This window comes from uncultured Altererythrobacter sp., assembly GCF_913057185.1.
GTDB classification, from domain to species: Bacteria; Pseudomonadota; Alphaproteobacteria; order Sphingomonadales; family Sphingomonadaceae; genus Erythrobacter; species Erythrobacter rubellus.
Window position 1 is genome coordinate 449671 of record NZ_CAJXNK010000001.1, and the last position, 20791, is coordinate 470461.

25 protein-coding genes are annotated in these 20791 nt (G+C 58.5%); 9 read left to right on the forward strand and 16 right to left on the reverse strand.

From position 1 onward, the window contains the following. Positions 1–17 precede the first annotated feature (17 nt). Positions 18–1484, reverse strand: a complete 1467-nt coding sequence (gene xseA / locus QZ487_RS02160; RefSeq protein ID WP_296023118.1) for an exodeoxyribonuclease VII large subunit — start codon at positions 1482–1484, stop codon at positions 18–20. Here xseA and purD point away from each other — a divergent pair. Together purD and QZ487_RS02170 are read left to right on the forward strand one after the other, a co-directional pair. After that, on the forward strand, positions 1483–2757 hold the full coding sequence (purD, locus tag QZ487_RS02165) for a phosphoribosylamine--glycine ligase (RefSeq protein WP_296023121.1): 1275 nt from the start codon (positions 1483–1485) through the stop codon (positions 2755–2757). The two genes, xseA and purD, sit on opposite strands and share 2 nt — an antisense overlap. Positions 2758–2804: 47 nt before the next feature. Beyond that, entirely contained in the window at positions 2805–2975 is a 171-nt protein-coding gene (locus tag QZ487_RS02170; RefSeq protein WP_296023122.1) for a hypothetical protein, read from the forward strand. A gap of 3 nt (positions 2976–2978) precedes the next feature. Here QZ487_RS02170 and QZ487_RS02175 read toward each other — a convergent pair whose 3' ends face one another. Then, positions 2979–3974, reverse strand: coding sequence for an adenosine kinase (locus tag QZ487_RS02175; RefSeq protein ID WP_285976131.1), 996 nt, complete (start codon positions 3972–3974; stop codon positions 2979–2981). Positions 3975–4109: 135 nt separating this feature from the next. Here QZ487_RS02175 and QZ487_RS02180 point away from each other — a divergent pair, with 135 nt between their 5' ends. The 3 genes from QZ487_RS02180 to QZ487_RS02190 all read left to right on the forward strand — a co-directional run bounded on the left by QZ487_RS02180 (position 4110) and on the right by QZ487_RS02190 (position 5492). Further along, positions 4110–4703 (forward strand): EI24 domain-containing protein, encoded by a 594-nt coding sequence (locus QZ487_RS02180; RefSeq protein WP_296023125.1) that lies wholly within the window; start codon positions 4110–4112, stop codon positions 4701–4703. A 140-nt stretch (positions 4704–4843) separates the two neighbouring features. Continuing rightward, positions 4844–5257 carry a hypothetical protein gene (locus QZ487_RS02185; RefSeq protein ID WP_285976133.1) on the forward strand — a complete coding sequence of 138 codons (414 nt, stop codon included), beginning with the start codon at positions 4844–4846 and terminating at the stop codon, positions 5255–5257. 19 nt (positions 5258–5276) lie between these two features. Beyond that, on the forward strand, positions 5277–5492 hold the full coding sequence (locus QZ487_RS02190) for a hypothetical protein (protein WP_285976134.1): 216 nt from the start codon (positions 5277–5279) through the stop codon (positions 5490–5492). Between the two features lie 20 nt (positions 5493–5512). Here QZ487_RS02190 and QZ487_RS02195 read toward each other — a convergent pair whose 3' ends face one another. Genes QZ487_RS02195 through QZ487_RS02245 form a run of 11 tightly spaced genes read right to left on the reverse strand, consistent with a single transcriptional unit; the run spans position 5513 to position 12619 of the window. Beyond that, entirely contained in the window at positions 5513–5869 is a 357-nt protein-coding gene (locus tag QZ487_RS02195) for an iron-sulfur cluster assembly accessory protein (protein WP_285976135.1), read from the reverse strand. Position 5870: 1 nt separating this feature from the next. After that, a complete protein-coding gene (locus tag QZ487_RS02200; RefSeq protein WP_285976136.1) occupies positions 5871–6374 on the reverse strand; it encodes an SUF system Fe-S cluster assembly protein in 504 nt (167 codons plus the stop codon). Positions 6375–6383: 9 nt separating this feature from the next. Continuing rightward, the gene (locus QZ487_RS02205) at positions 6384–7610 is read right to left on the reverse strand and encodes a cysteine desulfurase (RefSeq protein WP_285976137.1); all 1227 of its coding nucleotides are present in this window, start codon (positions 7608–7610) and stop codon (positions 6384–6386) included. Beyond that, entirely contained in the window at positions 7601–8026 is a 426-nt protein-coding gene (locus QZ487_RS02210; RefSeq protein WP_296023128.1) for a hypothetical protein, read from the reverse strand. The genes QZ487_RS02205 and QZ487_RS02210 overlap by 10 nt, the downstream gene beginning before the upstream one ends. Beyond that, positions 8023–8775: a SufD family Fe-S cluster assembly protein gene (locus tag QZ487_RS02215; RefSeq protein ID WP_285976139.1), complete on the reverse strand. Its 753-nt coding sequence runs from the start codon at positions 8773–8775 to the stop codon at positions 8023–8025. The genes QZ487_RS02210 and QZ487_RS02215 overlap by 4 nt, the downstream gene beginning before the upstream one ends. Further along, complete coding sequence (gene sufC / locus QZ487_RS02220) at positions 8768–9517, reverse strand: Fe-S cluster assembly ATPase SufC (protein ID WP_296023131.1); 750 nt, start codon at positions 9515–9517, stop codon at positions 8768–8770. Before sufC ends, QZ487_RS02215 begins: the two co-directional genes overlap by 8 nt. Next, on the reverse strand, positions 9504–9992 hold the full coding sequence (locus QZ487_RS02225; protein WP_285976141.1) for a hypothetical protein: 489 nt from the start codon (positions 9990–9992) through the stop codon (positions 9504–9506). The genes sufC and QZ487_RS02225 overlap by 14 nt, the downstream gene beginning before the upstream one ends. Continuing rightward, entirely contained in the window at positions 9992–10186 is a 195-nt protein-coding gene (locus tag QZ487_RS02230; protein ID WP_296023132.1) for a hypothetical protein, read from the reverse strand. Before QZ487_RS02230 ends, QZ487_RS02225 begins: the two co-directional genes overlap by 1 nt. Next, positions 10183–10734, reverse strand: coding sequence for a DUF559 domain-containing protein (locus tag QZ487_RS02235; protein ID WP_296023135.1), 552 nt, complete (start codon positions 10732–10734; stop codon positions 10183–10185). The genes QZ487_RS02230 and QZ487_RS02235 overlap by 4 nt, the downstream gene beginning before the upstream one ends. Then, positions 10731–12212 carry a Fe-S cluster assembly protein SufB gene (gene sufB, locus QZ487_RS02240; protein WP_296023137.1) on the reverse strand — a complete coding sequence of 494 codons (1482 nt, stop codon included), beginning with the start codon at positions 12210–12212 and terminating at the stop codon, positions 10731–10733. The genes QZ487_RS02235 and sufB overlap by 4 nt, the downstream gene beginning before the upstream one ends. Further along, on the reverse strand, positions 12209–12619 hold the full coding sequence (locus QZ487_RS02245) for an Rrf2 family transcriptional regulator (protein ID WP_285976145.1): 411 nt from the start codon (positions 12617–12619) through the stop codon (positions 12209–12211). Before QZ487_RS02245 ends, sufB begins: the two co-directional genes overlap by 4 nt. Before the next feature lie 192 nt (positions 12620–12811). Here QZ487_RS02245 and QZ487_RS02250 point away from each other — a divergent pair, with 192 nt between their 5' ends. From QZ487_RS02250 to QZ487_RS02260, 3 genes are all read left to right on the forward strand, one after another. Further along, on the forward strand, positions 12812–13852 hold the full coding sequence (locus tag QZ487_RS02250) for a quinone-dependent dihydroorotate dehydrogenase (protein ID WP_296023139.1): 1041 nt from the start codon (positions 12812–12814) through the stop codon (positions 13850–13852). 9 nt (positions 13853–13861) lie between these two features. Next, positions 13862–15586 carry a gamma-glutamyltransferase gene (gene ggt, locus QZ487_RS02255; protein ID WP_296023140.1) on the forward strand — a complete coding sequence of 575 codons (1725 nt, stop codon included), beginning with the start codon at positions 13862–13864 and terminating at the stop codon, positions 15584–15586. 92 nt (positions 15587–15678) lie between these two features. Beyond that, positions 15679–17472 (forward strand): long-chain fatty acid--CoA ligase, encoded by a 1794-nt coding sequence (locus tag QZ487_RS02260; protein ID WP_296023142.1) that lies wholly within the window; start codon positions 15679–15681, stop codon positions 17470–17472. A 41-nt stretch (positions 17473–17513) separates the two neighbouring features. Here the strand turns inward: QZ487_RS02260 and QZ487_RS02265 are convergent, their stop codons facing one another. The 3 genes from QZ487_RS02265 to QZ487_RS02275 form a co-directional block, all read right to left on the reverse strand. Further along, on the reverse strand, positions 17514–18044 hold the full coding sequence (locus QZ487_RS02265) for a hypothetical protein (RefSeq protein ID WP_296023143.1): 531 nt from the start codon (positions 18042–18044) through the stop codon (positions 17514–17516). An 85-nt stretch (positions 18045–18129) separates the two neighbouring features. Continuing rightward, positions 18130–19116 (reverse strand): sulfur carrier protein ThiS, encoded by a 987-nt coding sequence (gene thiS, locus QZ487_RS02270; RefSeq protein ID WP_296023144.1) that lies wholly within the window; start codon positions 19114–19116, stop codon positions 18130–18132. A gap of 18 nt (positions 19117–19134) precedes the next feature. Continuing rightward, entirely contained in the window at positions 19135–19518 is a 384-nt protein-coding gene (locus QZ487_RS02275; protein ID WP_296023145.1) for a MerC domain-containing protein, read from the reverse strand. A gap of 130 nt (positions 19519–19648) precedes the next feature. On the opposite strand from QZ487_RS02275, the gene QZ487_RS02280 reads away from it, so the two are divergent. Next, the gene (locus QZ487_RS02280; RefSeq protein ID WP_296023146.1) at positions 19649–20722 is read left to right on the forward strand and encodes a COX15/CtaA family protein; all 1074 of its coding nucleotides are present in this window, start codon (positions 19649–19651) and stop codon (positions 20720–20722) included. The last annotated feature ends 69 nt before the right edge of the window (positions 20723–20791 follow it).

A 20791-nucleotide genomic window follows, 5' to 3' on the forward strand; every position in this document is an offset into this window, starting at 1 on the left:
CAATGCCGAACCGACAATTAACCGAACAGGTCGTCTTGTTTCGGCGGCACTGATGGTTTCTTGCGTGCCGGCTTTGCCGGTCTCTTGAGCGACGAATCATCGCCTTGAGAGACTTCCAAACGGCCATCTGCGAACTGCAGCACCAACGCTGCCTCCTTGGCGGCCATCTCGCGCGAAGTCAGCGCTTTGTCCTTGCCATCGCGCACAATCGCATAACCGCGCTTCAACGGCTCTTCCGGGTGGAATTGCTGCGCCAGCCGCGCCAGCGCGATGAGCGCGTCCTGCTTTTGCATCATCGGACGCCGGACAAGATCGGGTGTCAAACGAACCCGTGCCAGCTGGCGACTTGCATCTTCCATGCTGCGTTTGAGCAGCGTCGGCGACAGCCGGGCTGAGGTGCCCGCCAGTCTCTCTCGCCCCTGCCCTGCCCGGTCACGCAATCCGCGCCGCAAACGTTCAGACAGCTCGTCCAGACGCTGGGCATGCGGCTGAAACAGCGCCTCCAGCTTAGGCATACGGCGCACCCGCGCCTCCAGCCGTTCACGCCCAAGTTCGACCGGGCGAAGCACTGCGCGGCGCTGACGATTGGCCAGATCGGCGACGGTCGCGATCAAGTCCGCGCGCACAGGAACCACCATCTCGGCTGCGGCAGTGGGCGTGGGTGCGCGGCGGTCCGCAGCATAGTCAGCCAGTGTTGTGTCGGTTTCATGGCCGACCGCAGAGATGACCGGGATCGGACAATCGGCGATGGCGCGCACCACCACTTCTTCGTTGAAGCTCCACAGGTCTTCGATCGAGCCACCCCCGCGCGCAACGATCACAACATCGGGGCGAGGAACCGGGCCATCCGCATCAAGCGCGGCGAATCCACGTATAGCGCCGGCAACTTGCTCGGCTGCGCCCTGCCCTTGCACCAATACCGGCCATACCAGCACCTGGCTGGGGAAGCGGTCCGCCAATCGGTGCAGGATATCGCGGATGACCGAACCCGTGGGCGACGTCACAACGCCAATCACTTTAGGCAGGAAGGGCAAAGCCTGCTTGCGTTCGCGCGCGAACAGCCCTTCGGCTTCTAGCTTCTGCCTGGTCTTCTCCAGCAGCGCGAGCAGTGCTCCCTCGCCTGCGATCTCCAGACTGTCGATCACGATCTGGTATTTGGAGCGCCCGGGATAAGTGGTAAGTTTTCCGCTGGCGGTCACTTCAATCCCGTCTTCCGGGACGAAAGCGAGACGCTGGGCATTGCCGCGCCACATCACGCCATCCAACACAGCATTCTCGTCTTTCAGCGCAAGGTAAAGGTGGCCAGACGCGGCGCGTTTCACGCCTGACAATTCCCCGCGCAAACGCACAAAACCGAAAAGATCCTCAACCGTTCGCTTGAGCGCAGCAGAAATCTCGGTGATCGAGAGAGGCTCGGCGTTGTCGCCTTGCCGCTCGCGCGCTACCAGCCCTTTATTGCCATCATCAGGGGACGAAGCGGCCATGAATATCCTTTTGCTCGGTTCAGGTGGGCGCGAACATGCGCTGGCGTGGAAGCTGGCGCAATCCCCCACATGCACCAAATTGTTCGCAGCACCTGGCAATCCCGGGATCGCCGAAGAGGCCGAGCTGGTTGGCCTCAACGCAAGCAGTCACGCCGCGGTCGTCGATTTTTGCGAAGCGCACAACGTCGGCCTGGTTGTGATCGGGCCGGAGGCACCACTGGTTGACGGTTTGGCAGACAGTCTGCGCGATTTCGACATTCCTGTATTCGGCCCCAGCAAAGCTGCCGCGCAGCTCGAAGGAAGCAAGGGCTTTACCAAGGATCTGTGCGAACGTGCCCGCATCCCTACCGCGGGATACGTGCGAACAACTTCATTGGATGACGCCAAGGCAGCGCTCGATCGTTTTGAACCGCCCTATGTCTTGAAGGCGGACGGGTTGGCCGCAGGCAAAGGCGTGGTCATCGCGGAGAACCGCTCGGACGCTGAAGCTGCGCTGGCTGACATGTTCGGCGGGCAGTTCGGTGAAGCAGGCGCAGGGGTGGTGATCGAAGAGTTCATGACCGGCGAGGAGGCAAGTTTCTTCGCACTCACTGATGGCACCGCGATCATCCCTTTCGGCACAGCGCAAGACCACAAGCGAGTGGGCGATGGCGATGTCGGCCCCAATACCGGCGGTATGGGCGCGTATTCGCCAGCGCCAGTTCTTACAGAGCAACTGCAAGCGCGCGTGATGGCTGAAATCATCGAGCCAACCGTGCGCACGATGCGTGAGGAAGGCATGCCCTATTCAGGGGTGCTCTATGCCGGGCTAATGTTGACAGAGGCTGGCCCCAAACTGATCGAATACAATTGCCGTTTCGGCGATCCGGAATGTCAGGTTTTGATGACGCGGCTCGAAAGCGATCTGGCGGCGATCATGCTTGCCTGTGCGAATGGCTCGCTGCAGGGCACGTCGGGCGAGTTCTCGTCGCAAACCGCGATGACCGTTGTGATGGCAGCGAGGGGCTATCCCGACACGCCGGCTAAGGGTGGCGCAATCAGCCTAGGTGATGCGGAGGCCAGCGGTGCGAAGGTGTTCCACGCGGGCACCGCAATGCGCGATGGTCAGCTGGTCGCAAATGGCGGGCGTGTGCTCAATGTGACAGCAACTGGCGCGAATGCAACCGAAGCGCAGGCAGCCGCCTATGCAGCGGTCGATGCAATCGATTTTCCCAGCGGGTTCTGCCGCCGCGACATTGGCTGGCGCGAAGTGGAGCGCGAGGCGCAAAATTGATCTAGATCATTGTGCGCGGGCGCTAGCCACGCTTTATTTAATACGTCTTGTTTGAAGGAAAGCGCTATGAAGAGATCCTGTTTCTCGATTGGCTTACCGATGCGCACAATTATCCTGAGATAATGGACTTCGATCTCGATCCACTACAAGTCGAGGATATCGCAGACTATATCCTCACACTGCGTAGTGACGATTATGCGGGGGCCATGGACTGGTAAGGCTTAGCCAAGTTGCTCAGCGATCAGGGCCTTCAGGTCCGCTTCGGGCCGCGGTCCATAGTGGCTGATAACCTCGGCAGCCGTGATTGCGCCGCGCTTGAGACATTTATCAAGTGGCTCGCCTTTGGCAAATCCTGAGAGGAATCCTGCCGCAAACTGGTCACCTGCCCCGGTTGTATCTATCACTTTGTCGACCGGTTCTGCCTTGACTTCAGCGCGTTCGCCGTGCGCGATGGCTATGGCGCCCTTCTCGCTGCGGGTTGCGACCAGAACCGGAACTTTAGCAGCAACCGCTGCCACTCCGGCTTCAAAGTCATTCAGACCAGTCAGCGTCGCGAGCTCATGCTCGTTTACGAACAGAATGTCGATCACGCCATCATCGAGCATCTGGCGGAAATCATCGCCGTGGCGTTCAATCACAAAGCTTTCGCTGGCAGTAAAGGCGACCTTGCGGCCTCCGCGTCGCGCAACTTCGATCGCGCGTCGCATAGCCTTGCGCGGTTCTTCCGGGTCCCACAGATAGCCTTCGAGATAGAGGATTGCGCTCGACGCGATCAAGTCTTCACTAAGCGATTCAGCTGGCAGGAATTGCCCGGCGCCAAGGAAGGTGTTCATCGTGCGCTCGCCATCAGGCGTCACGAAGATCAGACAACGCCCGGTTGCGGGTTCACCTTCGCGCATCGGCGTGTCGAAATCGATGCCAGTGGCGCGCATGTCATGCGCAAACACCTTGCCCAGCCGGTCATTGGCTACCTGGCCGATAAAGGCGCATTGCAAGCCAAGCGTCGAGAGACCGGCGAGCGTATTGGCCGCCGATCCGCCAGAGATTTCGCGTGCGGGCGGCATAGCCGCATACAATTCTTCTGCGCGCGCCTCATCAAGCAGCGTCATCCCACCACGATTGAGCTGGAGCTCATCGATCAGTTCTTCAGAGCACGATGCGATAATATCTACGATAGCATTGCCGATGGCGATCACGTCATAGCGGGGTTCAGTCACGGAAATTCCTAAAACTACAATGAGCAACTTACGACGCGCCGCCTAGCGTGCAAGTCAGCGCAGGCCAAGGACAGAATGGCTTGTCATTCTTCAGTCAGCGTTGACTTGGCGGCGCGAGCAATGGAAATGGCAGCAATGAGCGCTGTTGCAAAATCGATGGTCGTTGCGGTTGGAGAATTTTCGGATGGGGCGATCCTGAAGGTGCTCGCGAAAAGTCTCACAATCACGATTATAGTGCTCGTCGTTTTCGGATTTTCCTTGGCCGAAAGCCTGCCGCGGTTATTGAGTTATTATCTCGAGGCAGAGGGTGACACTTATGTCGTGCTGTCGTGGGTCATATCAGTAGCTGCCGTCTGGTTTCTTTTTCGCATAGTCGCACTGGCGGTGATACAGTTCTTTACTGGCGAAGTCGTTCTGGCGTTCGAGCAATGCCATTATCCCGAATGCGCTGCCACAGCGCTCGAGCTGCCGTTTCGTGAGGATTTGTCAAACAGCCTCCGCGGAGCCGGCCGCGCCCTGCTGTTCAACGCGCACGGGCTTCCTATCGCATTGATCCTGTTTTTCACGGCTATTGGGCCTGCGGTGGTGTTCTTGTTTATCAACGCTGTCCTGTTCGGCCGCGAGCTTAACGATATGAGGTGGTGGCTCGGGCACAAGCCAACACGGGATGCAGCCACGCCTGTTGGCAGCTTCGAGCACCTTCTGCTTCGGGGGCAATTGCCGGGCTGATGACTGTTTCGTTTGCAAATTTACTTGCCCCCGTAATCGACGCCGCGTCAGGAACCCATTTGGTGCAAAGTTTTATCAAAAGATTACCATAAAGGCTTTTCATGTCGCCAATTCGCACTTTTTTGACCTTCCTAGCTGCTGTGGCGCCGCTTTCAGCATGCGTCTCTACAGGAGGTGGCCCGATCATCGTGCACGATCGCACATCATCGCGGCCCGAACCTGCATCGCAAAGCCAGCGCAACCCGCCAGGCACGCCCGCTACCGAGGCCACAATTCCGAGTGCACCACAGGCCTTGAGTAGAGCGGGGCTGGAAGGTGTGATTGGCGCAGGCGCAGCGCAGTTGCAGCGTCAATTCGGCAACCCGCAGCTCGACGTGCGCGAAGGCGATTCGCGCAAGCTGCAGTTTGCTGGCGAAGCCTGTGTGCTCGACGTGTTTCTCTACCCTGACAGGCCTGGCGCCACGCCCACTGCGGCCCACGTGGAGGCGCGCCGCGCGAGTGATGGGCGCAATGTCGATCGTGCAGCCTGTGTACGTGCGCTGCGCAGACAATGAAGTGCGGGTCGGTCGTTTCATGGCAGAAATGGCCCGCGAAGCGCCGAACTTTCGCCGGAACCTCGTATTGGCGTTCGGCAAAAAACCCGCAGGCGTAGATTACACCGAAGCGGCCGCTGCGGGCAATCTAGTGGACGATTTCGAGCAGGTTTGGCTGGAAAAGATGGTCGATGCCGATGGCGAAGTCGATGATCTGGAACGTGCGCTGCTATCCCGGATCATCGAAGAGGGTTGAGGGACGCCATCTGGCGCAACTCAGACCATAAAACTTTCGCCGCAGCCGCATGCGCCCTTGGCATTGGGGTTTTCGAATACGAAGCCAGCGGTGAAATCGTCCTCGACCCAATCCATGATTGAGCCGACCAGATAGAGCACGCTTGCGCCATCGATGTAGAAAACGCCGCCGGGCGTTTCGATCTTCTCATCAAACCTGGCTTCTTCCGTGACGTAGTCGACGGAATAGGCGAGGCCAGAGCAGCCCCGCCGCGGGGTCGACAGCTTGACGCCAATGGCATCGTCAGGCGCCTTGCCCATCAGTTCGGCAATACGGGCCTCAGCGCCTTTTGTCAGGGTTACGGCGGCGGGGATCTGGCGTGTCTTAGTGTCTGTCATCTTACAGCATCCCCAGTTCAAGCCGCGCTTCGTCAGTCATCTTGTCCGGTCCCCACGGCGGGTCCCATACAAGCGACACTTCAGCGTCGCGTATGCCCGGCACACTGGCGGCGCGCAGCTCGACTTCACCTGGCATTGACTCAGCCACCGGACAATGCGGCGTGGTCAGCGTCATCGTAACCATCGCATCGGCATCTTCGGTGATCTCGACACCATAGATCAGGCCAAGATCATAAATGTTGACCGGGATTTCGGGATCGTAAATCTCTTTCAGCGCAGCGATCACCGCATCATGCAGTTCGCCGCCTGGCTCGGCAGGGGAAACATTCTCCGGCTTCTTCGCAAGGAACCCTTCGAGATAATCGCGCTTGCGCTCAAGCTTGTCGCTTGCGCTTTCAGAATCAGGGTCAACCGCATCCTCGACGCGCGCACGACGTGGCTTCACGACCTGCTCTGTCGGCGAAGGTGCCGCAATGAATTTCTTTTCCTCAGATGGCTTATTCATAGGCGCTTCCTAAGCGAAAATCTTTCTTGTTCTAACAATCCCGTCGAGCAGCGCTTCGACATCGCTTTCGTCCGAATACAATCCAAAGCTTGCGCGCGCAGTGGCAGGCACGCCGAGATAATCCATGAGTGGCTGTGCGCAATGATGCCCGGCACGGATCGCGACATTGGCTTCGTCCAATATAGTGCCCAGATCATGCGGATGAACCCCGTCGAGCATGAAACTGACGATGCCCGCGCTGTCTGCCGGGCCATAAATCGTCACATCGTTCATTGGGCTGAGCGCGTCGCGCAATTGGGCAACCAATGCAGTCTCACGTGCATGGATCACGTCCATGCCGATGGCATCGACATAGTCGATCGCTGCATGCAGCGCGACAGCTTCGGTAATCGCCGGCGTACCCGCTTCAAAGCGCTGCGGGGCAGGCGCGTAAGTGGTTTTGTCGAATGTGACGCGGTCGATCATCGCGCCGCCGCCTTGATATGGCGGCATTGCGTTCAGAATTTCGCTCCGCGCCCAAAGCGCGCCAATCGCGGTCGGGCCATAGAGTTTGTGCGCACTGAAGACGTAGAAATCGCAATCGAGCGGCGCGACATCAAGCTTCAGACGAGGTGCCGCCTGGCACCCATCGAGCAGCAGCTTTGCACCCACGCCATGCGCCAGGCCCGCCGCGCGTTTCGCATCGAGGACCGAGCCGAGTACATTCGAGACATGCGCGAGCGCGACAAGTTTGTGCCGCTCGGTCAGCATGACCTCGGCGGCATCCAGGTCGATCTGGTGATCACTGGTGAGCGGGCAGATATCGATATGCGCGCCAACCTTCTCTGCCAGCATCTGCCACGGCACAATATTTGAGTGATGCTCCAGCGCTGAAAGCAGAATGCGGTCGCCTTCGCCGATATTCGCTGCGCCCCATGTTGCCGCGACCAGATTGATCGCTTCGGTTGCGCCGCGTGCAAATACAATTTCTTCTTCCTTGCCGCCGATGAAGTCAGCTGTGCGGCGGCGCGCCGCTTCATAAGCAAGAGTCATCTCTGCCGAGCGCGAGTACACTCCGCGATGCACGGTGGCATAATCCTGGCCCAGCGCACGCGCCATCGCATCAATAACCGCCTGCGGCTTTTGCGCCGTCGCTGCGGTATCGAGATAGTGCCAGGCCTTCCCGTCAGCCGTCAGCAGGCCGGGAAAATCCGATTTGCTGTCGGCTAGACGGGCGGAGGCGAGCGTCAGGGACATACGCTCTTCGTCCATTGACCAGCGTCTTCGCCTCGCGCGCACTTGCGTCGCATGCCGGCTTCGACAGCTTGCCATTGCCCATTGGAAAACCTGACGCCAAGGCGCCATTGGACACCTGTAACGGAGTGGTTTTCCACCTCGTCGGCCGTCACAATCAGAATGCGCATCGAGCGATTGCCTGGATGGCGAACCTCGTGCACATCGGCATCGTTGCGATGGAGACCAAACTGTTCGAGATAGAATTCGGCAATGTCGCGCGGCTTGTCATAAGTGATGCCATAGCGCTCAATTGGCGTGAATGCGTCTTGAGGCGGGACCGCCCCCTCCTCTGGATTGCTGGCTGAAAGTGCAACTGCACCACCCACAAGAAACAAAGAGAACGCCAGCGCTGAAACTGACTTTGCTGAAATCTTCATAAATTCCCCTCCAGTTCATCAAGTGCTAGGGCGATCATACGCTCGGCTTCATCCTGGTTTCGCATTTCCACAAAAGCATCGCCAATAAACGCCTGCACTAACAGCTTGCGCGCTACATCCGGCGCGATGCCACGCGCCGCCATATAGTATCGCGCCATCTCGTCCATTTGGCCGATCGCAGCGCCATGCGCGCATTGAACATCGTCTGCGAAAATTTCGAGCTCCGGCTTGGTGTTGGCGGTGGCACCCTTTTCCAGCAACAAAGCGCGGAAATTCTGCGCCGCGTCGGTCTTTTGCGCACCCTTCACCACATCAATGCGGCCCAGGAAATTTCCGGTAGAACGGCCCCATTGCACAGCGCGCACAGTCTGGTTCGATGTGCCATTGGGCCTTGCGTGGATTGTGCGCGTGACAAATTCCTGGGTCGCATCGCCGCCGCCCACTGTCACGCCGCCGAACTCAAAATGCGCGCCGTCTTCCAGCGTCACTTCAAGCTCGAGCCGTGCGTAAGGACCCGCCGCGTTCAATGCGAACATCGCATAACGCGCGCCCTTGCCCAGATGCACACGCAAGCGTTCCACTCCAGCCGCGACAATGCGCGTGTCTTCGCGCTCTTCGCCCGCTGCGACGGTCAATTCCCGCCAGTCGGTCAGCGTGGATAGCTCTGCATCCCGAAGGTAACCCGCGTCGGCATAGCGCCATGCCTCTTGCGAGTTGGTAGGGCGTTCAAGGGTTGCCGCTTCAGGCATCGGCCATCACCACATCATAACCCTCTTCTTCAAGTCTGAGCGCCAGCTCAGGCCCGCCGGTCTGAACGATCCGGCCCTTGGCAAGAACAGACACCTTGTCCGGCTTCACAACGTCAAGCAGGCGTTGATAATGCGTTATCAGCAGCACGCCCTTGGCGGGATCGCGCATGATCGCGTTGATCCCTTCACCCACAACACGCAGTGCATCGATGTCCAAACCGCTGTCGGTTTCATCGAGCACCGCAAACTTGGGATCAAGGATGCCCATCTGCACCATTTCCGCGCGTTTCTTCTCTCCGCCGGAAAAGCCGACATTCACCTGCCGTTTCAGCATCTCCATATCCATGCGCAGCAGGCCTGCCTTCTCTTTGGCGAGCTTCAAGAATTCGCCGCCCGAGAGCGGTTCTTCGCCTCGCCCCTTGCGCTGCGAATTCAATGCCTCGCGCAGGAACTGGACATTAGATACGCCGGGTATCTCGACCGGATATTGGAAGCCCAGGAACATGCCGGCCGCCGCGCGCTCATGCGGTTCGAGCTCGAAGAGATCTTCCCCGTTGAAGGTGACGGACCCTTCGGTCACTTCATAGCCTGGCCGGCCGCCCAGCACATAGGCGAGCGTCGACTTGCCAGCGCCATTGGGCCCCATAATGGCGTGGATTTCACCGGCGGCAACTTCAAGCGTTAGCCCGTTCAATATCTGCGTGCCGTCAATCTCGGCGTGGAGGTTCTCAATTTTCAGCATTGGGTAACGAAACTTCCTGTTGAGCTTGCTGTTCAGGTTGATCAAGAGGCGCCTGGGATGGCGCATGGGTGGTGGTGTATCGTGCGAGCCTTTGTTCACGATGACGCAAACTGTCATCAACGAAGCGGCCGCGCTGCACGTGGATATAGCCAATCGTGTCGAATGCCCGGGTCACATCTTCGGGTGTGAACAGTTCTTCACGGCCACGACGCTCCATCATCCGGTTAGAGGCCTCGATCGATTCCTGGTAAACCTTCGTGCAACGCGGAAGATCGCTGCGGTGCTGCTGCTCGAAATCCGGGAGCCCGCGCGCAATACGATTGCCGTAGTTGAGGCAACGCCGATAGTCTTCGACAAATGGCGTGATCGCCACGTCATAGGCCAATTCCCAGGTCTCGCTGATCACCGCGTCCTGCGCTGGCACGGCGGTCGCCGCCTGCAATGACAGCGCAACAACGGCCGAAGACAAAAGCATCAGAAGACCTCCATGAACTGCGGAAAGAAATAGATCGAGATCGCTGCAAACAGCACCATCATGAACTTGCCCGGGATCGAAAATCCTCGTGTCAGATTCATCACCATCATCGAAAGTGCAGCCAATTCCGGGACCAGGAAGAACAAGATCTTCTGCATGTCCGGCGCAAACAGGTCATTAAGTCCAGGTATCATTCGTCGCCCCCATTTTGCTCGTTGGTGCGACCCGATGATTGCGTGTTCTCGTTGTGTCGATCTTGGCGCGGCGTAGAGCGCTCGAAATGTTCGCGGCGCGCATCACGCTTGTCCGCAATCCGCATGCGCATACCGGCGCTGATCCGCTCGAGCACAGCGTCCATATTCTCCAGGATATCCGAAGCCTTGATCCGCATCACGCGGATATTGACCACCTCCAGGCTTTTGTCGCGGCGCTTCGCGATGGCATCGTTCTGCCCCTCTTCGTCAATCGCGATCGCCATGCCGAGATTGTGGCAATTGAAATCGACAATCGCGCTGCCAACCACGGCAAAGCGTTTGAAGGTGTAGCGGCCAAGATCGGCCTTGGCGAAGCGCGCGGCGAGCGCCTTGTGCGCAGGCGAGGCAAACCGCTTCATCTCGCGCGCTTGATCGTGCAGCGCATCGAGACGCTTCTCCGAAATCTCCCAGCCGCGGCCCTTCTTCTTGAGATTGGGCGCGTCGGTGGCGGGTGCATCAGATAGCTTGAGGGTTCTTCGTTCAGTCACCCCACACTCCCCTCAAGCGAAATCGCAAGCAGCTTTTGCGCCTCGACGGCGAATTCCATCGGCAGCTCTTTCAGCACGTCCTTGGCAAAGCCGTTCACGATCAGTGCCACCGCCTCTTCTTCATCCAGCCCGCGCTGCATCGCGTAGAACAGCTGGTCGTCGCTGATCTTACTCGTAGTCGCCTCATGCTCGATCTGAGCTGAGGGGTTCTTCACTTCGATATAGGGCACGGTATGCGCGCCGCATTCCGATCCGAGCAGCAGGCTGTCGCATTGCGTGAAATTGCGCACCCCATCGGCATTGGGGCCAACCCGCACCGATCCGCGATAGGTGTTGTTAGACTTGCCCGCCGAGATGCCCTTCGAGATAATCGTCGAGCGCGATCCCGCGCCGTTATGTATCATCTTGGTGCCGGTATCGGCCTGCTGGTAATTGTTGGTCAACGCCACCGAGTAGAACTCGCCCACACTGTCTTTGCCATTCAATACGCAGGAAGGGTATTTCCACGTCACCGCGCTGCCGGTTTCAACCTGAGTCCAGCTGATCTTGGAACGATCGCCCTGGCACAGACCACGCTTGGTGACGAAATTATAGATGCCGCCCTTGCCCTCTGCATCGCCAGGATACCAGTTCTGGACGGTCGAATATTTGATCTCCGCATCTTCCATTGCGACCAGTTCTACGACGGCCGCGTGCAACTGGTTCTCATCGCGCATCGGCGCGGTGCAGCCTTCGAGATAGGACACGTAAGCGCCCTTCTCGGCGATGATCAGCGTACGCTCGAATTGGCCCGTGTTTTCGGCATTGATGCGAAAGTAAGTGGAGAGTTCCATCGGGCAGCGCACGCCCTCTGGAATGTAAACGAATGTGCCATCTGAAAAGACCGCGCAGTTCAATGTCGCGAAGAAATTATCGCGCTGCGGCACAACCTTGCCGAGCCACTTCTTCACCAGGTCTGGATATTCCTTGATCGCCTCGCTGATCGAAAGGAAGATTACGCCCGCCTTTTTCAGCTCTTCACGGAAAGTGGTCGCCACAGAGACACTGTCGAACACAGCATCAACCGCAACCTTCTTCGCACCCTTTACGCCGGCCAGAACCTCTTGTTCGCCGAGCGGGATACCAAGCTTGTCATAGACCGCCTTGATATCGGGATCGAGATCTTCGAGCGAATTCAGTTCCACCTTCTTGGTCGGTGCGGCGTAATAATAGGCGCCTTGATAATCGATCTTGGGATAGCCGACCTTGGCCCAATCGGGCTCTTCCATGGTCTGCCAGAGACGGAATGCCTTAAGGCGCCATTCGAGCATCCATTCAGGTTCACCCTTCTTGCCCGAGATAAACCGTACGGTATCTTCGGTCAGGCCTTTCTCGGCAAACTCGGTCTCGATGTCTGCCGACCAGCCGTGCTCATAGTCCGCCGCTTTCGCCGCAGCATCGCGAGCTTCGCGATCTTGAATGTCAAGTTCTTCGCTCATGCTATCTCTTCAATTCGGGTGAGGCTCGTCAGCGAAATGTCTGCCAGAGCGCCGCGCAAAGCATTGTTGATCTTCGGCCAATGGGGTTTGACCGAGCAATTGTGGTCCATCGCGCAATAGGGCCCTTCGATGCACGCGGTCAGCGCAATCGGGCCTTCGACCGCTTCGACTATGTCTGCCACACTGATCGCGGCGGCAGGGCGCGCCAACTGCAAACCGCCGCCGGCGCCGCGCACCGATCGCAGCAAGCTTGCGCCAGTCAGTTTACTGACGACTTTCTGCACTGTCGGCCCAGGGATTCCGGTTTCCGCAGCCAATTCTCCTGCGGACACGCGACCGCCGCCACAATGACGCGAAGCGGCGCACATGATGACCACGGCGTAATCAGCTAGATTGGACAGTCGCATACTAATCCTATGAAAATTGGACTGATTCGTTCCAATTTGGGAGATAGGGGAGGAATTCTGCAGATTCAACGCCAAAACCTTAGTTGCGAGTCATTAGCGCTTAGCGCTTGGCCTACAAGCGGGCTCTCGCAGCCAGACGACTAATGCTTCGGCCTCGACAGGCCTGACGCACCTTGTCATAGGCGCATCACCATGTTGTTTCGTCTTCTGCGCCCCGCCATTTTCGCTTTAGATTCCGAATCAGCTCATCGCATGGCAATCGAGGGGCTACGCCTGATGCCGCACCGCGCACCCGCAAGAGCCGGGCAACTGGCCGTGGAGCTTGCAGGGTTCGCCTTCCCTAACCCGGTGGGCGTCGCTGCAGGCTTCGATAAGGATGCCGAAGTCCCTGACGCGCTGTTGGGGCTGGGATTTGGCTTTGCAGAGGTTGGCTCCATCACGCCGCGGCCGCAGGCGGGTAATCCCAAACCGCGCCTGTTCAGACTGGTTGAAGACAGGGCTGTGATCAATCGGATGGGGTTTAACAATAGCGGTGCAGAAGCGGCACTGAAAAGGCTGAAAAGGCGCAGAGGGCGGTCGGGCGTTGTGGGAATCAACATCGGCGCGAACAAGGACTCTGATGATCGCATCGAAGATTATGCGATCATGACACGGATGATGACGCCGCACGCAAGCTATCTGGCGGTAAACATCTCCAGCCCCAACACGCCGGGACTGCGCGCGCTGCAGGATGAAGGCGCATTGACCGAATTGCTGGACGCCGTGATCGAAGCGCGCGGCGCGGTGTCTGAAGCGGAGCCGCCACCTATCTTTCTTAAAGTAGCGCCTGACCTGGAGCCGACCGATATTGACGCAATCGCGCGGATCGCTCTCGACAAGAAACTAAGCGCGCTGATCGTTTCGAACACGACGATATCGCGGCCAGAGCTGCGCTCGCACCACGCCGGCGAAGTCGGCGGGCTTTCTGGAGCACCTTTGAAACCGCTGGCGACTCAGCGCGTGCGCGATTTCCGTTCAGCGACCGGCGGCACGATTCCGCTGGTTGGCGTCGGCGGCATCGCCAGTGCAGAGGATGCGTGGGAGCGGATCAAAGCGGGCGCGAGCCTGGTCCAGCTGTATAGCGCCATGGTCTATGAAGGGCCGGGCCTGGGCGCGAAAATTGTTCGCGGGCTGGAGCGTCTGATGAAACGCGAAGGCTATTCCACCATTGCCGAAGCGGTCGGAAGCGAATAGCCAGCCCGTATGAGACCCAATCGACTGACAGCGCTGATCGCGCTTCCGCTAATGGCCTCTTGCACAGAGGCATACTCCTCGCCGCTGGAAATGACTTTCCACGCACCGGACGTGGCCGAACAAGGCGCTGTCAGTGCGGCTGATCCGCGCGCGCAAGCAGCAGGTGAAGAGATTCTCGCTAAGGGTGGAAGCGCGACCGATGCTGCAATCGCAGTGATGCTGGCACTTACAGTGGTTGAGCCGCAAAGCTCTGGAATAGGCGGTGGTGGATTTCTGCTGCGCGGAGCCCCTGATGGCAAGGTCATTTCCTACGACGGCCGCGAAACAGCTCCGGCGGGTGCATCGCCCGAATGGTTCTTGAACGAAGACGGTTCGCTGCCGGGATTTCGCGAGTCAGTTGAGAGTGGTTTGAGCGTCGGCGTGCCGGGCAATATCCGCATGGCCGCACTGGCGCATAACAATCATGGCAAGCTTTCTTGGGCTGAATTATTCGAGCCCGCGATAAAGCTGGCCCGCGACGGTTTCGGGATGAACGAGCGGATGTACAACTCGCTCAACCAGCGCCCTGAATTTGTAGCAGGAACGCAGGCGGGGCGGGACCTTTATTACGATTCCGATGGCAAAGTCTTGCCCGCAGGCTCCTGGATCAAGAATGAAGCGCTGGCGCAAGCTTTTGAACGGATTGCAAAGCAAGGCTTCCAGGCTTTCTACGGAGCTGAGCTTGGCGAAGAAATTGTGGCAACCGTCGCTTCCGCCACTCCGCGCGAAGGCGCAATGACAACCGAAGATCTGGCCGGTTACGAACCCAAAGTGCGCGATGCAGTATGTGGCAGCTATCGCCGCTACCGGGTGTGCAGCATGGGGCCGCCCAGTTCTGGCGGTGTCGCTGTGATCCAGATGCTGGGTCAGCTGGAGCGGTTTGATTTGGCCGCCTTGGGCGTTGAGAATCCTGTCACCTGGCACCTGTTCCTCGAATCCCAACGGCTCGCCTATGCCGACCGGGAAATCTATATGGCCGATTCCGACTTCGTGCCGGTGCCGGTCGCCGGGCTGATCGATCCAGCCTACATTGCGCAACGAAGCGCGCTGATCGATGCGTCAATGCGCGCCGAGAGCGTTAGCCCGGGCAAGCCCGAAGGCGCGGACATCGCCTGGGCGGATGGTGACGAACCTGAAGAGCGCGGCACATCTCACTTCTCCGTGGTTGATCGCGCCGGCCATATGGTCAGCTATACCTCAACCATTGAAAGCTCTTTCGGTTCGGGCCTGATTGCCCATGGCTTCTTCCTCAATAACGAGCTGACCGACTTCAGCCGCGCTCCAGAGGTGGACGGAAAGCCTGTCGCCAATCGGGTTGAAGGCGGCAAACGCCCGCGCAGTTCCATGTCGCCTACGATCGTTTGGGACCCGGATGGCGAACCTTTCATGATCGTTGGTGCAGCAGGCGGCCCAACAATGCCTGTGTCGACAACCCGGGCGATTATCGGCGCGATCGACTTTGGCCTGACAGCTGAGCAGGCGCTCGCCCTGCCCTTCACAATGGCCTTTGGCGACCGGATCATTTTTGAAAGCGGCACTTGGCTGGAAAATCAAGCCACGGCATTCGAAGCGCTTGGCCATAGCCAGTTGATCGCGCGACCCGCCCCGATCAAAGTCAACGCGATTCTGCGCGAGAATGGCAGTTGGGTTAGCGTGCGCGACCCCAGAATCGAAACCCTGTTGATCGTACCCTGATGCGGCTTGGACTTGCCGCTACATTTGCAGGACTTTAGAGCAGCAAAAACAGATATAACAAAACAACCTTCCCCTGGAGCAGGAGCAAATCAGTGGCGCTGGCCGAAATCGATAGTGCAAACACTCTGGTTGAACTCTTTCTGTCGCGAGCCGACGAGAAAGGCGATGCGCCGTTTCTGGCCGCGAAGAAAGATGGTGAATGGATAACCAGGAGCTGGCGCGAAACAGCTGAGCAAGTCTGCTTGATCGCCGAAGGCCTACGCAGGCTGGGCCTCAATGATGGTGACCGCGTCTGCATCGTCAGCGAGAACCGGCCGGAATGGTGCATAGCCGATCTGGCGATCATGGCTGCGGGCTGTGTGTCGGTTCCAACCTACATTACCAACACCCCGCGCGACCATGCGCATATCTTTGATAACTCGGGCGCGCGCGCTGTGTTTGTCTCGACCGAGAAGCTGCTCGCTCCGGTTCACAATGCAATCCAGTCCACCGGCCTGATCGAACATGTGATCGGGATTGAAGACCTTCGCCGCCATCAATCGGGGCCGTTCGACTATCACGGCTGGGACACATTGACTTCGGGCGATGCCGCTGAAGCGCGTGCCGTAGTGGATGCGCGCATGGCCGGTATCGGACGCGATACAACCGCGTGCATCATCTACACCAGCGGAACCGGCGGCGCACCGCGCGGTGTGTTGCAGCATCATGGCGCGATCCTGTGCAATGTGGCGGGCGCGGCTGAAATCCTGCTCGAAGATTTCGGAATCAAGGATGAGCGTTTCTTGAGCTTCCTTCCTGCAAGCCACGCCTACGAACACACAGGCGGCCAGTTCCTGCCGATCGGGGTGGGGGCGGAAATCTATTATTCCGAAGGGCTGGAGAAGCTCGCCAGCAATATCGAGGAAACCCGCCCCACGATAATGGTCGTGGTCCCGCGTCTGTTCGAGGTGCTGCGCACGCGCATCATGAAGACGGTCGAGAAGCAGGGCAAACTCGCAAATTACCTGATGGATAAGGCGCTGATGATCAGCGAGGGTGATCGCAAGCGCAAACGCGACAAGCCGATGGACTTCCTGATCGAGAAGACCCTGCGCCCCAAGATTCGCGCGCGGTTCGGCGGACGGATCAAGGCGATGGTGTCAGGTGGTGCGCCGCTGAACCCTGATGTCGGCAATTTCTTCGAAGCCATGGGGCTCACCATGCTTCAGGGCTATGGCCAGACCGAAGCCGGGCCGGTTATCAGCTGCAATCGCCCCAAGACAGGGCTCAAGATGGACACTGTCGGGCCGCCCATGCGCGGGGTCGAGGTGAAGATTGCCGATGATGGCGAGATCCTGGTGCGCGGTGAGCTGGTGATGCACGGTTACTGGCGCAATGAGGCCGAGACTGCCCGCACAATCGTGGATGGCTGGCTGCATACGGGCGACATCGGCCATTTGGACGAAGCTGGGCGGATCGTGATCACTGACCGCAAGAAGGACATGATCGTCAATGACAAGGGTGACAATGTCGCCCCGCAAAAGATTGAAGGCATGCTGACACTGCAGCCGGAGATCGCCCAAGCCATGGTGAACGGTGACAAGCGGCCCTATGTGGTTGGTCTGATTGTGCCGGATCCCGAATGGGCGGTCGAATGGTGCAAGGCAAATGATGAAAAGTTCGACATGGCCACGTTGCAAGACTTGCCCGCATTCAAGAACGCAGTCCGCGCCGCGGTTGATCGTGTAAACAAGGATCTGTCAGTCATCGAGAAGGTGCGGCAATTCGCGTTTGCGGATGAGGGCTTCACAATCGAAAACGAAGAAATGACGCCGAGCATGAAGATCCGCCGTCACAAGATCCGCGATCGCTATCAGGAGCGGATCGACGGGCTGTATCGGGGTTAGTCGCTAACGTCTGATATTGGGGTGAAAGGCGGACTTTTACCTTAAGCCGCCTCGGCTGCCTCGATATATTCGGGATAGAAAGCCGGTTCGCGGTCTGACCAGCCTGGCGCGGTGGCGGCCGCTTCGCTTAAGGACTGAAGCAATTGCTTGCGGCTCTCAGGTCTAATTTGCGGCAAAGCGGACGCGGCGCAGAATGCGCTCGGCAACCAAGGGCGCACATCTGCTCCTAGCAGACGTTCATATAGAAATCGGAATGCTGAGAAGCATGAGATCTTGTCTTGAGAAAGATCAAATACCGCCACACGCACCAACTTACCAATAAATGCTTCAATACCATGTATCGTCGCATCGTGCGGGATAATCTCCTGCAGTGTCTTCAATTCCTGATAAGCGATATACTGACTGCGGATCGCGGCGTTCTCGCCCTCGTTGCGCGCCCATAGCTTGAACGCATCTTGACGGCCAAGGCCTATATCAAGGCTACGCTTGATATAGCGTTGTTCCGCCGCAGAGAAGTTCGCGAATTCGCGCATCTCGTTGATGGTCATCGATGCAGTGCCAGTAACGGTCATGGGTCTTGCTCCTCAATTGCAAGGAGCAGTTTCGCCCAGTTTGGTTAATTATCGGTAACCATAGCCAGGCCGATTGTACGTAAGGCTAAATAAGCCCGGCGAGCGGGCTTGATGGATCGGCATACATGCGGCGGCCCATCCGGCCAGCCAAATAGGCTTCACGGCCAGCCTCCACTGAAAGTTTCATTGCGCGCGCCATACGGATCGGGTCTTTCGCCTCTGCGATCGCAGTATTCATCAGGATTCCCTCGCAGCCCAATTCCATACCAACCGCTGCGTCACTGGCGGTGCCAACCCCTGCATCGACCAGCACGGGCACACTCGCACCTTCGACAATCAGGCGGATTGTGACCTGGTTCTGAATGCCTAGCCCGGAGCCGATTGGCGCGCCTAAGGGCATCACTGCCACAGCGCCCGCGTCTTCCAACTGCTTCGCGGCGATCGGATCATCAACGCAGTAAACCATCGGCAGGAAACCCTCTTTGGCGAGCACCTCGGTCGCCTCTAGGGTTTCCTTCATATTGGGATAGAGCGTGCGCGCTTCGCCCAGAACTTCGAGTTTCACGAGATCCCAACCGCCCGCTTCGCGTGCCAGCCGCAAGGTGCGGATCGCATCATCTGCGGTAAAGCATCCGGCGGTGTTGGGCAGGTAAGTCACCTTCTTGGGGTCAATATAATCGGTCAGCATCGGCGCCTTCGGGTCGCTGACATTCACCCTGCGCACAGCCACGGTGACGATCTCTGCGCCCGCAGCTTCAACCGCTGCGGCGTTTTGTTCGAAATCCTTATACTTGCCAGTCCCAACGATCAGGCGAGACTTGAATGTGCGGCCCGCAACCGTCCATGTATCGTCCGCTGCCTGAGAGCCGCCACCCACGAAGTGGACGATCTCCAGCACATCTCCATCATTCAACGACGCCTGCTCCAGAGTTGATCGCGGCGCGATTTCGCGATTGCACTCGACCGCAACCTTGGCCGGCTCAAGTTCGAGCTCGCGCACGAGGTCCGCAATAGTGGCCGCTGTGGTCTGGCGTGGTTCGCCGTTCAAAGTGATTGTCTTCGTGTCGCTCATGTCTGCGCGACATAAGCGTCATTGCTGCGCTGGCAAGTGGCTTCGCATATTAAGAAAGTGGCCCGTGGCAACCAGGGCCACACCGATCATGGTGAAGATCACTTCACAGAAGCCGTGCGGCATCGCCAGGGCGCCGCCCATAAAGGTCAGGCCCACCATAGCCGTAACGAAGGGTGCAGCGCGGCGATGACGCAAGGCGCCCCAGCCAATCGCAACTGCCGCGATAATCAATGCAATCGCCAGACCTACGCGATGGATTTCCGGCGAAAGAAAGAAGTGGCTGCCGGCGCCCAACACCGAAACGACCAGAATCGTCAGCGCGCAATGAAGCAAGCACAGGCTGGAAAGCCAGATGCCAGCGCGGTCCATCCGCCGCCGAATCGAGATGCTGTACTCAGTCATACTGTGGAGTGCCTTCTATGTTATAGTGTATCATCTTTCAAGTCGCAGTTTTGGCAGGCATGCCGATTTCTCAATTGGTGTTGCATCGTTTGGACTTGCACTTTGATGCCGTGCTGCGCAGTTAGCGGGTATGGCGAACTCTGCTGCACCTGTTCCGGAAAGCGATTATTCTCGCGCCGTCAAAGGGCGGCCGCTGGTGCTGGCCAAATGGCTTTACGTAGTGGCCTTGATGGTCATCATCATTGTCATGGTAGGCGGGATCACGCGCCTCACGGAAAGCGGGCTATCCATCACGCATTGGAGCCTCGTCACGGGCATTTTGCCGCCGCTGACCGATCAAGCGTGGCAGGCAGAATTCGATCTCTACCGTCAAACCGGCGAGTATCGCTTCGAAAGCGGGCCTGCGGGAATGGATCTGGCTGCATTCAAGTTCATCTATTTCTGGGAATGGTTCCACCGCATTCTGGGGCGTCTGATCGGGCTCGCCTTTCTGCTGCCAATGGTGTGGTTCTGGATACGCCGGGCAATTCCTGCCGGTTACAAGGGGCGGCTGCTGGCATTGTTCGCGCTGATATGCGGACAGGGCGCGCTGGGTTGGTACATGGTTGCATCGGGCGTTGGCACTGATCTCACCGATGTCAGCCATTTCCGGCTATCGGCGCATCTGCTGACCGCGCTGTTCTTGTTGGGCGGTTTGGTCTGGACCGCGCGTGACTTGCAGATGCTCGGGCGCGATTCAACCGCGCAGCCTGCTGGTCTGACTGGTGCCTCGACGATCATAGCCGCCATACTGTTTATCCAGTTGCTGCTTGGCGCGTGGGTGGCGGGGCTCAATGCGGGACATGCCGCCTATGACTGGCCCCTGATGAACGGGCAGTTCCTGCCTCAGCCAGACCTGTCGCGCGGCTGGCTTTGGGCGCTGACACATGATCCATTCCTGCTGCATTTCCTCCATCGTTGGTGGGCCTGGGTGGCGGTGGCGGCGCTGGTGTGGCTCGCGCGGCGTATACGCAAGAGTGATCGCCCAGCTTCAATCGCGATCCACAGCGCATTCGGGACAATGTTCCTGCTCGGCATCGCAACCGTACTTACCGAAGTCTCTCTGTGGGTGGCAGTGTCGCACCAATTGGTCGGCGCCCTGGTGGTTGCGAGCGCTGCCTGGGGCATGCATTCGGACGGTCTGCGCAAAGCACACAAGGCATGAGCGCGCTTATTTACTGCCCCTTCCCTGATCGTATCAGCAGGTGAGGCTGAGTTAACATCCGACGTTGAT